Origin of the sequence: Prevotella herbatica, from assembly GCF_017347605.1 — a bacterium.
In the GTDB taxonomy this organism is placed as follows: domain Bacteria; phylum Bacteroidota; class Bacteroidia; order Bacteroidales; family Bacteroidaceae; genus Prevotella; species Prevotella herbatica.
This window is the reverse complement of the sequence record NZ_AP024484.1, coordinates 2,665,584-2,679,738: the sequence shown is the minus strand read 5'-3', so window position 1 is coordinate 2,679,738 and position 14,155 is coordinate 2,665,584. Positions and strand designations below refer to the sequence as shown.

The following is a 14,155-nucleotide window of genomic DNA, read 5'->3' as shown; positions in this document are numbered from 1 at the left end:
TAACGACACATCTATCAACGCATCTATAATGATATAAATGCGTAAGTTCATAATAAAAAGTATCTGTTATTACATTACTGGCGGATGCCAAAAAGTGCCATGATATCCCACAGGAGTTTCATCTTGATAAACAAACGTTTTATCAATAGCGACTGCTGTTTTATTAAATACAACGCGGCTAGATGGCAAGAAGAATATTGGAGCATGTACACATCCTGACGAAAGACAAAATGGCGTACACAAATCTACATATTTATAATTTGTATGATTATCAGCAGTTATCTCGGATACCAATTTGGTTTCCGAGCAATCTCCATTCGCTGTATCGCAATGGCAAGGAACTATTGCTAGCAGCATAATGTAAACGGTGAATATAACTGTTATGAATCGCATTTATCTGTACAAACTATTTTTATATGTGGTGCAAATATACAAAGATATTCTTGCAACTGGGTTGCAAAAGCATGATAAAGTTAATTATTTAAAGTTTCATTATGTAATTATGCAATGACATTGTCTTTCGCAATGAATCAGAATTTATGGTTTCCCTCAGATATTATTCTCTGCGCAAATCTCCGCTATCTGCGGGATAAAATTCAGTTTTGTAAAGCAAAAAAAATCGGTGGAATATCAGCTACACTTACGAAAACAAAAAAAGAGCCGAAGCTAATATAGCCCCGGCTCTACATATTACAATCATTGAATATGAATTAACCAACTTCTATCTTACGCTGAACTTTTTGTTCAACTTTTTCAATCTTAGGCAACTGTATTGTCAAGACGCCATCTGTGACCTTTGCACTGATGCCTTCTTTGTTGACATTGTCTGGAAGAGAATATGTTTGCTGATAGTTCGTGTATGAGAACTCTCTGCGCAGATAACGCTCTTTTTTGTTCTCCTCCTTGTGTTCCATTTTATTCTCAATGGCAATATTAAGATCGCCATCGTTATTGATGTCTACACGACAAAAATCCTTTTTAATTCCAGGCACTGCAACTTCCATTGTATAAGCTGTTTCGTCTTCTTTAACGTTGACTGCAGGTGCGGTAGAATTCATTCGTTTCATTGCACTGTCATCAAAGAAATCATTGAATGCATTGTCTAACCAATTGTTGTTTGTACGTAATACTGGTAACCACATAATAAAACCTCCTAATTATTATTTTGTTAAACATATATTCGTTTGGATTCTCTGCCTTTCGGCTTTGATATCCGATAACAGAAATGCAACAAACATGCCATTAGACAAGTGCTGACTTTTCGTCAGTAAATGTAAACTATATTAACTCTTTATATGTCATTTTCTGACAAGATTGTCAGTTGTGTTAAAAAAAGGATTAAATTTTTCTTTGATTTTTCGCTCATTTGGTGTACCTTCGCAACATAAACAACTTATTACTTAAAGATAAATCTAAAATGAAAAGACTTTTGCTAGCAACAGCTTTTATTATATCGTCGTTGACCATTATGGCTGGGGACATTGTATGGTATGACGGACATTATCCGATTACATACACCGTACATAAGAAATGCAAACTTGTGGTGAGGACTGCACTTGACATGTTTTCTGATGACATGCAAGATGTTACTGGGATGAAGGCTATACAATCATCACCAACAACAGCAAAGATACAGATTACACAATTGGATATTGCTTCGAACAGCACTAAGAAAAGTCTGAAAAGCATGAACGTTCCTGTTGATGAGATTGCGAGTAAAACTGAATGTTTCGACATAAGAACAAATAAAAGCGGAACGATACTTATTACTGGTTCTGACGGAAGAGGAACTGCCTATGGAATACTAGAACTATCAAGAATGGCGGGAGTATCGCCATGGACATGGTGGGCGGACTCTAAGCCACAACATAAAGACATTCTCACTATTAACGATAATTTCAACACGACACAAAGTCCTTCAGTAAAATATAGGGGCATATTCATAAATGATGAAGACTGGAGTCTGCAACCATGGAGTTGGAAGATTTACGAAAAGGAAAATAAAACAGGATGTATCGGCGCAAAGACATACAAGCAGATATTCAAGCTGTTGCTGAGACTGCGCGCAAACACGATGTGGCCAGCTATGCACAGAGGAACCGTTCCATTTTACTTTGTAAATGGCAATAAAGAGACGGCTGATAGCTGCGGCATCATCATTGGAACATCACACTGCGAACCTTTGATGAGAAACAATGTAGGCGAATGGGATGTGGTAAAACGAGGCAACTTTAACTATGTAACAAACGGAAAAAATGTACGTGACTACTGGGCTGAACGATTAAAAGAGGTGGCACGATACGACAATCTATACACTATCGGCATGAGAGGAATACATGACGGAAGTATGGAAGGCGTGAAAACAATGCAGGAAAAAACGATATGGTTGCAAAATGCTATTGACGACCAAAGAGAACTGCTGAAAAAATACGTAAATAAAGACGTGGCATGTATTCCACAGGTATTCGTTCCTTACAAAGAGGTGTTGCAGATAATGGAAAACGGTTTGAAAGTGCCAGAAGACGTAACATTGTTATGGTGTGACGACAACTATGGTTACATGACACGCCTTAAAGAGAAAAACGAGCAACAACGCAGCGGTGGCGCAGGAGTGTATTATCACATGAGTTACTGGGGCAGACCACATGACTACTTATGGTTATGCACAACACAACCAGGACTGGTGTATAGCGAGATGAAACAGGCTTATGACAATAACGCCAGAAAGGAATGGATCGTAAACATTCATAATCCAAAGCCAGCAGCTTATCAACTGGAACTGTTCATGGATATGGCTTGGAACATAAATAGCATTTCGCCATCAACAATAAACAATCATCTAGGCAACTGGCTGATAAGAGAGTTTGGTGAGAACGCAGGAAAGAAGCTGCTGCCTGTTATGTTGGAATATTATAGACTTTGCGGAATACGTAAACCAGAGCACATGGGATGGACTCAAGTAGAACTTGACAAAGCAACCAACGTTCGAGGAATGTCGTGGATAAAGGACACGGAATTCAGCAATGAGTTTGGTGGTGAAATGGATCGTTATCTTGAACATTATGCTGACATTAAGAAAGCTATTGAAGACATTAAGGGGACTATTGCGAAAGAAAAGAGAGATGCTTATTTTTCACATATAGAATATGGTGTATGTGCTTCTGCTGACATGGCGACAAAGATGCTTGAGGCACAACGTGCACGCTCGTTTGCTACAGGACAGGTAAACGCGACACTCTGGTCACGCGACTCTGTTATGACATTGGCTAGTGCCAAAAGCATGGAGGCATATCATGATATTCAGAACATCACTGATTACTACAATAACAAAATGGCTGGTGGTAAATGGAAATATTCAATGACCTCTATGCCAAGAGATTTATTCGCATTCTATCCTCCAATGCTACCGATAATGCCCTCTGACAGTATAGCAAAAGAGATGATAATAAAATCGGCTGTTGCGAAAAGACACACTATAAAGATAAACGATGCCATAGCGATGGATGCATGCCAATACTCATCGGCAACGGCTGGCGCATATACTATTCAGGCATTGGGACATAGCATGAACGCTGTGGCTTTGCCAAAAGAAGGCTATCTGGAATATGAATTCGAATCTGACAGAAATGCCGACACAATGCTACGTGTAGCTGTTATACCGACACAACCTAATGACGACGGAGATATTCGTATTGCGATAAACATTGACGGAAAGGATTACACTGTGAAATCATATAAGGAGAAAGATCGTTCGGAACAATGGAAACTGAATGTGCTTAGAGGACAGGCTGTATTATTATTCCCTATAAATATTTCGAAAGGGCATCACACCCTTTCTATCAAGGCTATTGACAACCACGTGGAAGTAGATCAATGGATGATTGATTTCATTAAAGATCGCCATTTCTATGTGTTTCCGACACAATCAGACAATTGATAATAGAATAAGAGCAGTACTAGTCGAAGATAGGCTACGCCGAAACAATAAAAATAAAAATGCTTTTTATTTTGTATTGTCTTCGACTTGCACTACCTTTGCAGAATAAACAATAATCTGTAATGAAAAAATACGATTACCTTATAGTTGGCTCCGGACTTTTTGGAGCAACATTCGCCTACATGGCAAAGAAACAAGGCAAGAAATGTCTAGTGATTGACAAGCGTACTCAACTTGGAGGAAATATATATTGCGAGAATATTGAAGGTATAAACGTACACAAATATGGCGCACATATATTCCATACGAGTAATAAAAATGTATGGGATTTCGTGAACTCAATCGTTGAGTTTAACAGATATACAAATTCTCCTGTTGCAAATTATAAAGGGAAACTTTATAATCTGCCTTTCAACATGAACACATTTTACCAGATGTGGGGAGTGACAACACCAGATGAAGCTCAGGCTAAGATTGATGAGCAGAAAGCGGAAGCTGTGGCTAAGATGAAGGCTGAAGGTGCAACAGAACCAAGAAACCTTGAAGAGCAAGCTCAAACTCTTATCGGTAAAGATATATACGAGAAACTTATCAAGGGATATACCGAAAAGCAATGGGGAAGAAAATGCACGGAACTACCTGCCTTTATCATTAAAAGACTGCCTGTACGAATGGTGTTCGACAATAATTATTTCAACGATACATACCAGGGTATTCCTATAGGAGGATATAATAAACTTATTGACGGATTACTAGATGGAGTGGAATGTCATAAAAATATTGATTTCTTTGATTTAAGAAAGGATATAAACAAAAACGAAGACGGAACTTTCACTCTTGACGCATCAAGCAATGATGCCCTTGGAAATGACTTATACAGTTTTGGGGAAGTTGTATTCACAGGACAGATTGATGAATTCTATGATTACAAATACGGTAAACTAAACTTCCGTACCGTAAAATTTGAACAGGATATTATTGACAAGCCTAACTATCAGGGAAATGCAGTGATAAACTATACTGAAGCAGAAGTGCCTTACACACGTGTGATTGAGCACAAGCATTTCGAGATGTTCGGGCAAAAGGTATATGACTGTAAAAAGACGGTTATATCAAAAGAATATTCCACAGAATGGAAAGACGGAATGGAACCATATTATCCAGTAAACGATAAGATAAACAACGAACTCGCTGAGAAATATCGCGCACTGGCAGCAAAGGAAAGTAATGTAATTTTTGGAGGTAGACTTGCTGAATATAAATATTACGACATGGCACCGGTTGTGGAGAACGTGATGAAACTGTTTAAATAAACAGTAAACATATTATAAATGGCAAACTTGCTAACGCTTATGGGCGATTAACAGGTTTGCCATTTTTTATATATTACATATCAAGCCAATTACCTACAATCTTCTTACCTTCGGGAGTAAGCACGCTCTCAGGATGAAACTGTATGCCATGGATATCATAGTGCTTATGCTTCAATCCCATAATACAGCCATCATCACTTAAAGCAGTGACCTCAAGACTATCAGGGAATCCTGTTTTATCAACAGCCCAACTGTGATAGCGACCAACATCAAAACGCTTTGGAAGTCCTGCAAATATTTTGTCATTTCCATATTGTGTTATCGGAGTTGCTACACCATGATAAACCGCATCAAGATTAATCAGTTTGGCTCCAAAAGCCTCACCAATAGCCTGATGGCCAAGACATACTCCTAATATTGACTTGCGTCCTGCATAATGCTTGATAACATCAAGAAGTAAACCAGCCTCAGAAGGAATACCTGGTCCTGGACTGAGGATAATCTTATCGAATGTCTCAAGTTGATTCAACTGAAACCTATCATTACGATATACCGTTACTTCAGCGCCCAACTCTTTTACAAGGTGCGCAAGATTATATGTAAATGAATCATAGTTATCAATGATAACAACCTTCTTGCCATCAACCTTTATCGTATCAGCAGAAGTTTCTATTCCATTATAATATTCACTCATAAAAATTAATATAAATAGGGATTCAACAATAAACTAGCAACTAAAGGTTTTCGGCAATATGAATTGCCTTTACCAATGCACCCAACTTATTGCTGCTCTCTTCTAACTCATAATTATCATTACTCTTTGCAACGATGCCACTTCCAGCCTGAAACCATAACTCCCCATTACGGCTAATGAAAGTACGTATTACAATTGCTTGATTAAGTTCACCGGTGAGTCCGATAAAGCCAATACAGCCACCATACGCTCCCCTATTATGCGGTTCCAATTCTGAAATAATCTGCATAGCACGCACCTTTGGAGCACCACTTAATGTTCCAGCAGGGAAAGTATCAATAAACTCTCTTATGCTGTTTGCACCTTCATTAAGCGTTCCACTAACACGGCTAACAAGATGAATCACATGACTATAAAACTGCATATCCTTATAGAAATCAACTTTCACGTCATGGCAATTACGACTTAAATCATTACGTGCCAAATCAACCAACATTACATGTTCGGCATTCTCTTTTGGATCGTTACGCAAAAAATCTGCATTCTTTCTGTCCTGTTCTGTATCACCAGTACGCTTTGTTGTTCCAGCAATAGGGTCTATATAAGCCTTGTCACCAACGATGCGATTATGAGTTTCTGGTGAAGAACCGAAAATACGGAAACCTCCGAAATCAAAATAAAACAAATATGGACTTGGATTGATAGAACGCAGAGCACGATAGAGCTTGAAATCATCGCCCTCGTATTTCTGTATGAAACGACGAGAAATGACAATCTGGAATACATCTCCTCGCAAGCAATGCTTCACGCAACGGCGCACATTAGCCTTATGCTCTTCATCGGTAAGAGTTGAAGTAGTATCACCAACAGGTTTGAAACTATATGGCTTTATATTCTGCTTGTTGATAGAACGCAGGATGTCAGCAATAGCAGAAGAATCATCTGAAAGACTTATAATCTGCATACTGTTATTGAAATGGTCAAAAACAATAATATCCCTATACATTATATAATAGATGTCGGGAGCATCGTTCTGTTCCATTGTCGCATCCTTTACATCAATGTCTTCAAAATAGCGTACAGCATTGAAAGTAGTATAGCCATATAGACCACAGAAGTCTTTCCCTTCGCCTTCAACTTTAAAATGTCCAATGAAATTATTTATCGCATCGGCAACAACATCTTTCGCTTTACCCTTTACAGAAGTGTTAATAACAGTTTCATCAACTGATCCGTCGGGATAAGTACTGCGGATTACACCATGACTAACCTGAATATTAGCCATTGGATGAATGCCGATGAAACTTCTAGAATTATCATTTCCGTGATAATCAGAACTTTCCATCAATGCACTTTGAGGATAGATGTCGCGCAACCTCATATACACAGCAACAGGTGTATAAAGATCAGCAAGAATCTTCTCGGTATGTGTAGTATAATTAAAAATCTCCATATTCTTTAGCCATTTTCTTATTATTTAGATATGTCTCCACATCCTTATCGCCACGACCACTTACTGTTAACACAACGATATCATCAGGTTTAAATGTGAGCTTTTTGAGTGTAGCCACAGCATGCGCACTCTCGATGGCTGGTATGATACCTTCCATTCGGGTAAGTTCATATCCTGCATAGATAGCCTCATCATCATTAATGGCAAACACCTTTGTGCGACCGCTTTTAGCAAGCTGAGCATGCATTGGGCCGATACCAGGATAGTCAAGACCTGCACTGATTGTGAATGCCTCTTTAATCTGTCCGTCATCAGTCTGCATAACGAGTGTACGAGCACCATGAATAATTCCCTCTGTACCGCAATGCATTGTTGCAGCAGTATAATCAGTATCTATTCCATGACCACCAGCTTCAGCAAGGACCATTTTCACACGTGAGTCATCAATATAATGATATATTGTACCCGCAGCATTAGAACCTCCACCAACACAAGCGATAAGATAATCAGGATAATCACGACCTATCTTCTCTTGAAGCTGCCATTTAATTTCCTTTGATATCACACTCTGCATTCTTGCCACGATATCAGGATAAGGATGTGGTCCCATTGTAGAACCAACAATATAGAATGTATCCTGAGGATGACAGCACCAATCACGTATTGCCTCAGAACATGCATCACTAAGAGTCATGTTTCCTGTTGTGACAGGATGCACTTTTGCCCCTAACATACGCATACGCTCTACGTTGGTATGCTGGCGCTCAACATCAGTCTTTCCCATGAATATCTCGCATTCCATATTCATCAGTGCACACACGGTAGCAGTAGCAACACCATGCTGTCCGGCTCCCGTTTCAGCAATGATACGACTTTTACCCATCTTCTTTGCCATCAGAATCTGACCAATAGTATTGTTTATCTTATGGGCACCGGTATGATTAAGATCCTCACGTTTAAGATAGAGTTTGCAACCATACTTCTCGCTCATGCGCTTTGCATAATACAAAGGAGAAGGACGACCAACATAGTCTTTGAGTAACTGGTTGTATTCATCTTGAAACTCCTTACTCTCTATAATAGGAATATACGCATCCTGAAGATCGTGTACACATTTATATAATATCTCCGGAACATAGGCACCACCAAACTGTCCGTAGAATCCTTGTTTATCTGGTTTATTCATATTTTATTTCTTTAAAGCGTCATACAATTTATCAATTGCAACATCTGGGTTGCCGGTCTCATTAAGTAAGGTAACAAACTTACTACCAATGATTGCGCCCGAAGCATTATTCTGTGCACTCTCCAAAGTTTGCTTATTACTTATTCCAAATCCTATCATGCGTGGAGTCTTTAGATTCATCGCATTTATGTGCTCGAAATAAGCCACTTTGTCATCATTGAAATTACTCTGAGCACCAGTGATACTAGCAGAACTTACCATATAAATGAATCCATCGGTATTATCATCTATTAGGCGAATGCGCTCCTCACTTGTTTCGGGAGTAATCATCATGATTACACGTATGTCGTATTTATCAGCGATAGGCTTCACAACTTCAAGGTAGTCTTTGAAAGGAAGATCAGGGATAATACAACCACTTGCACCATTCTCAGCACAACTCTTAAAGAATTTTTCTATACCATAGTACATGATGACATTAAGATAGCCCATCATAACTAATGGGATAGTCACCTGATTCTTGATTTCTCCTAGTTGAGCAAATAACTTACTAAGAGTCATTCCATTTTTTAGTGCTTTTGTTGCAGCCGACTGAATTACCGGACCGTCAGCAAGAGGGTCGCTAAAAGGAATACCAACTTCAATCATGTCAATACCTCGCTTTTGCAAAGTCATTATCACATCAGCGGTACCATCAAGAGCTGGACAACCTGCACAAAAGTAAAGAGAGAGCAACTTGCGGTCTTTTACTTCACTGAAAAGTTTATTAATTTTATTCATACGCCTTTTAACTGTGAGATGAATGTACGCAAAAGATCTACATCTTTCATTGCCGGTTCAGTCTCAAATCTGCTATTAATATCTATACCTACACACTTTGGATGATGGAAGTTCTTTATCTGTTCCACGTCTTCAGGACCTATTCCACCACTAAGTAGGAACGGAGTTTCTCCATCATAACGCTCAAGCATTGACCAATCAAAATGTTTACCACCACCACCTACTGTATCACATTTTGTATCAAAGAGAAACAAATCAACATGTCCCTCATATTCCTTATATCGGTCAATATCATCGGGAGTGTTTATACTTAATGCCTTTATTATTTTTATATTCTTGTGGATATCTGGATCAATAGTCTTTACTAGATTATCTATCATAACCACACTCTCATTACCATGCAACTGCACATAATCAAGATTATAATTATAGATGCGAGTAACGATATTCTGAGGCATATCATCAACAAAGATGCCTACACGCTTTGGCTTATTCTCAGTAGCTACGACTAGATTTCCTTCAGAAAGTTGACGATAACGCTCCGTACTATAATCTGGGAGTACACCAGCCTTACTTGATATCATGCGCACATATCTACTTGATTTCTGCCAAAATATAAAGCCAATCAAGTCTATGTCTAGTTCAGACACCTGACGTATATTGTCAGCATTGCGCATTCCACAAACCTTTATGATCATATACTCGTCTTTATAGATTAGAAATAAATTTATTCAAAGCTTCTCCTGGATCAGACGTCTTCATAAAGCACTCTCCCATCAAGAAGCCATTATATCCTGCTTCTCTTAATGACTTCAATGTCTCTGGATTATCAATTCCGCTTTCACTCACTTTGCATACATCAGCAGGCAACTGTTCTGCCATTTTAAAGCTGTTGTTGACATCTGTAACAAAGCTGCCGAGATTACGATTATTTATGCCATACATATCTGGTTGCAATTCTGCATATTCCAGATCATGACGATCGTGCATTTCCAAAAGCACTTCAAGTCCAAGTTCATGCGCCAACGACATGAGGGATTTACATTCTGCTTTACTAAGACATACAGCGATTAATAACACTGCTGAAGCTCCACAGAAACTCGCCTGAAAAAGTTGATATTCGTCGATAACAAAGTTCTTATATAATATAGGTATTGTTACACCGGTAGCCCTTGCATCCTGAACGAATTCGTCATAGCCTCCGAAATAGTCGGTATCGGTTAATATGCTAAGTGCTGTCGCGCCATTCTTCTGATAAGACAATGGAACAATTGAAGACTTTGCATCCTTGTTTATCCATCCCTTACTTGGAGACATACGCTTGAACTCGGCAATTATACCCGTTTCTGATTCCATTAATGATGTAGCAAACTTTACTGTTGTAGCTGGTGCATCTTGTAACTTCTGAGCTACCATTCCATATAATTGGCGTGGAGCGATAAACTGCTTACGCTGATCTATCTCTATGCGCTTATGAGCTACTATTTCTTCAAGGATATCCATATTACTATATATACTATTTCGTTAAGAATTAAGTGCAACAAACTTCTTAAATGTAGAAAGAGCAGCACCACTGTCTATACTTTCACGGGCAATATCAATACATTCCTCAATGCTCTTTTTGCCCTTTTCCATTACCTGAATACCAAATGCAGCATTTGCAAGTACAATATTCTTCTGGGCATCGAGTGCTCTGTTTTCAATCACAGCATCGAATATTTCCTTAGCTTCCAACTCTGTAGCACCACCCTTAAGTTCATCAGGCTTAGCTATTCTAAAGCCTAAATCAGAAGGTGAGAATATCTTTTCATAATCATTTGTAGACACTTTGAAATCTCCTGTTAGCGAAATTTCGTCATAACCATCTATACTATTAACAATTGCATAATCAATAACAATCTTCTGATAAACCTGATTATATAACCTCATCTGGTCGAGATTGGCAACACCAAGAAGTTGGCATTGTGGCTGTGAAGGATTAACCAAAGGACCTAGAAGATTGAACACTGTAGGAAATTGCAATGCTTTACGGATAGGACCGACAAACTTCATTGCCTTTGCAAAGAGTTGGGCATGAAGGTAAACAATATTAGCCTCATCCATAGATCGATTAAGTTTATCTAAATCATCAGTAAACTCAACACCATGATTCTTAATAACATTAGATGCACCACTCACCGAAGTTGCAGCAAAGTTACCATGTTTAGCCACCTTGTATCCTGCTCCGGCAATAACAAAGCATGAAGTGGTTGAAATATTGAATGTATTCTTACGGTCACCACCAGTACCAACTACATCAATATAGCGGTCACAATCAAGAATAGCAGGAACTCCTGTTTCAAGAATACCATCACGGAAACCCAATAATTCATCTACAGTAACACCTCTCATCTGCAATCCTGTAAGAAGAGCTGTTATCTGTTCTTCAGGAAATTCACTCTTCGTGATACCTAGAATGATGTTTTTAGTCTCTTCGCGCGTCAACTCTTCATGATTGAGCATGCGGTTTAAAATGTCCTTCATTGCCATAATCGTATATTTTTTATATTGTCATTACATGTTGTTAAAACAAAAAAGACCTGTCGTAAGAACGACAGGCCTCTTTGTATATCATTAATATATATATCCACACGGCTTCGTAACTCACGACTTGTTTAATCTCGAGTAACGCCACCACCATGATGTAGATATCATATTATTCATTTTGCTTTTATTTAATTGTTTCGGTTGCAAATATACTGATATTTTTTTATTCTACAAACAAATCGAAACAAAAAATACAATAAAAATATTTATTAGCTTATTTTGCAGTATGAACAAAGCCATAAATATACTGATATCATAATATCTACGCAAGTGATATTTCATCTCAAAACTAATAAAAGAAGCATAAAAACTATTATGTAATAATGTATATAGATATGTCACACTATAGGCGATATTTTAGCATCAATGGCACAATAATACGAGAGATGGTGCGTTTCAATAATATATTAATAATAAAAGCAGAGTGCCTATGAAGTATTTTACTCAAAAAGAAGCCCAACCATCTGAAAAGACTTTGAATATTATAAGGCAGATAGCCTATACCTATCGGGTGATAACGGTAAATGGCAAACAAGAGGTGTTCTGCCTTAACTAATATTTAAAACACTTGAAGATGAATACATTGGTATCGCCCTCATTGTTATCAGCAAACTTCCTGAACTTAAAGGAAGATCTAGAAATGATCAACAAAAGTGAGGCAGACTGGTTGCATTTGGACGTTATGGACGGCGAGTTCGTTCCAAACATATCTTTCGGTTTCCCTATTATCGAAGCTGTGAGTAAGATCTGTAAGAAACCGCTTGACGTACATTTCATGATTATGCATCCTGAAAAATATATTGAGCGAACAGCAAAACTTGGTGCAATGATGATGAATGTGCACTATGAGGCTTGCACGCATCTACATCGTACAATACAACAAATTCACAATGCGGGTATGAAGGCTGCTGTAACTTTAAATCCAGCAACACCAGTAAGCATGCTTGAAGACATTATCGGTGATGTAGACATGGTATTGCTGATGAGCGTAAATCCTGGTTTCGGTGGACAGACGTTTATTGAGAATACGATTAATAAGGTCAAAAGACTTCGCAAGATGATAGACGAAGCTGGAACAAATACACTTATCGAAGTTGATGGAGGCGTAAATGCAAAAACAGCTCCTATACTAGTGAAAGCAGGAGTTAATGTGTTGGTAAGCGGAAGTTACGTATTCAAAAGTTCAGACCCCATATCAACGATAAAGTCACTGAAGAATATTTAAACAAGCTGAAGAACTACGTCATGCTCTCTTGCCATTCTTCTCAAATTTATAATGGCATAACGCATGCGTCCCAAACTTGTGTTTATACTAACGTTGGTGGTATCAGCAATCTCTTTGAATGACATCTGCTGAAAATAGCGCATGTAGACAACCTCACGTTGAGTGGTAGGAAGCAGATTCATCATTTTCCTAACATCACTCAAAACCTGAGTATTCACAAACTGACTTTCAACATTGCCAATAATCATATCATTGCTCGCAATATTTGAAAGATCGTTGTCATCAACAGCATCTATAATCTTTTGTGACTTCTGTCCGCGATAAAGATCCATTATCACGTTATGCGCTATACGCAGCACCCATGCTGAGAATTTTCCACTTGGAACATACTTCCCTTGCTGAAGCTTGACAACCACTTTAACAAAAGTCTCCTGGAAAATGTCATTAGCCATATCGCGATCACGGACAACGAACAAAATATAAGAGAATATTTTAGACTGATTGCGTAATAACAATTCGTCAAACGCCCTATTATCTCCATTGACATAAGATAATGCCAACTCTTCATCAGTCATAACGGCTAGATTTTTCATCTTGTAAATGTTTTAAATTCCAAGTAAAATTGCTTCAATAGGCGAATTGTTGTTTATTGCTTTTAAAGTATTAATTGCTACAAAGATAAAATATATTTTCGGTACAGGCAAATTTTTAACGATAAAAAAAAAGAGGTTGGCGCAGGATGCATCCAACCTCGAGGGCGATTTAGTAAAAAACTAAATCTTAAAAACTTGTGGCAAATATAAATTATATAAATTGAAAAAACAAATTTTGTAACATATAAATTCAGGATTTAACACATTATTGAATATAATGAATTATTTTTCACTTCTATTTTCTATCATACAAAGCTTATTATTTTATTTTTATTATCTTCATAATCCATTATAAATCAACGACTTGATAAATAATAATATATTTTAA

14 protein-coding genes are annotated in these 14,155 nt (G+C 37.9%); 4 read left to right on the top strand and 10 right to left on the bottom strand.

The window, feature by feature from the left end; all coding sequences use genetic code 11:
* Positions 1-69: 69 nt before the first annotated feature.
* Both prwr041_RS09985 and prwr041_RS09980 read right to left on the bottom strand, forming a co-directional pair.
* Positions 70-357, bottom strand: a complete 288-nt coding sequence (locus prwr041_RS09985) for a hypothetical protein (RefSeq protein ID WP_207153645.1) — start codon at positions 355-357, stop codon at positions 70-72.
* Positions 358-710: 353 nt separating this feature from the next.
* Complete coding sequence (locus prwr041_RS09980; protein ID WP_207153644.1) at positions 711-1,142, bottom strand: Hsp20/alpha crystallin family protein; 432 nt, start codon at positions 1,140-1,142, stop codon at positions 711-713.
* Between the two features lie 275 nt (positions 1,143-1,417).
* On the opposite strand from prwr041_RS09980, the gene prwr041_RS09975 reads away from it, so the two are divergent.
* Together prwr041_RS09975 and glf are read left to right on the top strand one after the other, a co-directional pair.
* Positions 1,418-3,937, top strand: coding sequence for a glycosyl hydrolase 115 family protein (locus prwr041_RS09975; RefSeq protein WP_237072208.1), 2,520 nt, complete (start codon positions 1,418-1,420; stop codon positions 3,935-3,937).
* Positions 3,938-4,059: 122 nt separating this feature from the next.
* Positions 4,060-5,250, top strand: coding sequence for a UDP-galactopyranose mutase (gene glf, locus prwr041_RS09970; RefSeq protein WP_207153643.1), 1,191 nt, complete (start codon positions 4,060-4,062; stop codon positions 5,248-5,250).
* Positions 5,251-5,323: 73 nt separating this feature from the next.
* On the opposite strand, the gene prwr041_RS09965 is transcribed toward glf, so the two are convergent.
* From prwr041_RS09965 to trpD, 7 genes are read right to left on the bottom strand one after another with little or no spacing between them, the layout of a single operon-like run.
* Positions 5,324-5,944 (bottom strand): anthranilate synthase component II, encoded by a 621-nt coding sequence (locus prwr041_RS09965; RefSeq protein WP_237072207.1) that lies wholly within the window; start codon positions 5,942-5,944, stop codon positions 5,324-5,326.
* A gap of 40 nt (positions 5,945-5,984) precedes the next feature.
* Positions 5,985-7,397: an anthranilate synthase component I family protein gene (locus prwr041_RS09960; protein WP_207153642.1), complete on the bottom strand. Its 1,413-nt coding sequence runs from the start codon at positions 7,395-7,397 to the stop codon at positions 5,985-5,987.
* A complete protein-coding gene (gene trpB, locus prwr041_RS09955) occupies positions 7,384-8,583 on the bottom strand; it encodes a tryptophan synthase subunit beta (protein ID WP_207153641.1) in 1,200 nt (399 codons plus the stop codon). Before trpB ends, prwr041_RS09960 begins: the two co-directional genes overlap by 14 nt.
* Positions 8,584-8,586: 3 nt before the next feature.
* On the bottom strand, positions 8,587-9,363 hold the full coding sequence (trpA, locus tag prwr041_RS09950) for a tryptophan synthase subunit alpha (RefSeq protein WP_207153640.1): 777 nt from the start codon (positions 9,361-9,363) through the stop codon (positions 8,587-8,589).
* Entirely contained in the window at positions 9,360-10,061 is a 702-nt protein-coding gene (locus prwr041_RS09945) for a phosphoribosylanthranilate isomerase (RefSeq protein ID WP_207153639.1), read from the bottom strand. Before prwr041_RS09945 ends, trpA begins: the two co-directional genes overlap by 4 nt.
* A 10-nt stretch (positions 10,062-10,071) precedes the next feature.
* Positions 10,072-10,866 carry an indole-3-glycerol phosphate synthase TrpC gene (gene trpC, locus prwr041_RS09940; RefSeq protein ID WP_207153638.1) on the bottom strand — a complete coding sequence of 265 codons (795 nt, stop codon included), beginning with the start codon at positions 10,864-10,866 and terminating at the stop codon, positions 10,072-10,074.
* Positions 10,867-10,887: 21 nt separating this feature from the next.
* The gene (gene trpD / locus prwr041_RS09935; protein ID WP_207153637.1) at positions 10,888-11,892 is read right to left on the bottom strand and encodes an anthranilate phosphoribosyltransferase; all 1,005 of its coding nucleotides are present in this window, start codon (positions 11,890-11,892) and stop codon (positions 10,888-10,890) included.
* Between the two features lie 487 nt (positions 11,893-12,379).
* On the opposite strand from trpD, the gene prwr041_RS13715 reads away from it, so the two are divergent.
* Together prwr041_RS13715 and rpe are read left to right on the top strand one after the other, a co-directional pair.
* Positions 12,380-12,505, top strand: a complete 126-nt coding sequence (locus prwr041_RS13715) for a hypothetical protein (protein WP_262502963.1) — start codon at positions 12,380-12,382, stop codon at positions 12,503-12,505.
* 18 nt (positions 12,506-12,523) lie between these two features.
* Positions 12,524-13,174 carry a ribulose-phosphate 3-epimerase gene (gene rpe, locus prwr041_RS09930; RefSeq protein WP_207153636.1) on the top strand — a complete coding sequence of 217 codons (651 nt, stop codon included), beginning with the start codon at positions 12,524-12,526 and terminating at the stop codon, positions 13,172-13,174.
* Here the strand turns inward: rpe and prwr041_RS09925 are convergent.
* Entirely contained in the window at positions 13,171-13,767 is a 597-nt protein-coding gene (locus tag prwr041_RS09925; RefSeq protein ID WP_207153635.1) for an RNA polymerase sigma factor, read from the bottom strand. The genes rpe and prwr041_RS09925 overlap by 4 nt on opposite strands.
* Positions 13,768-14,155 lie beyond the last annotated feature (388 nt).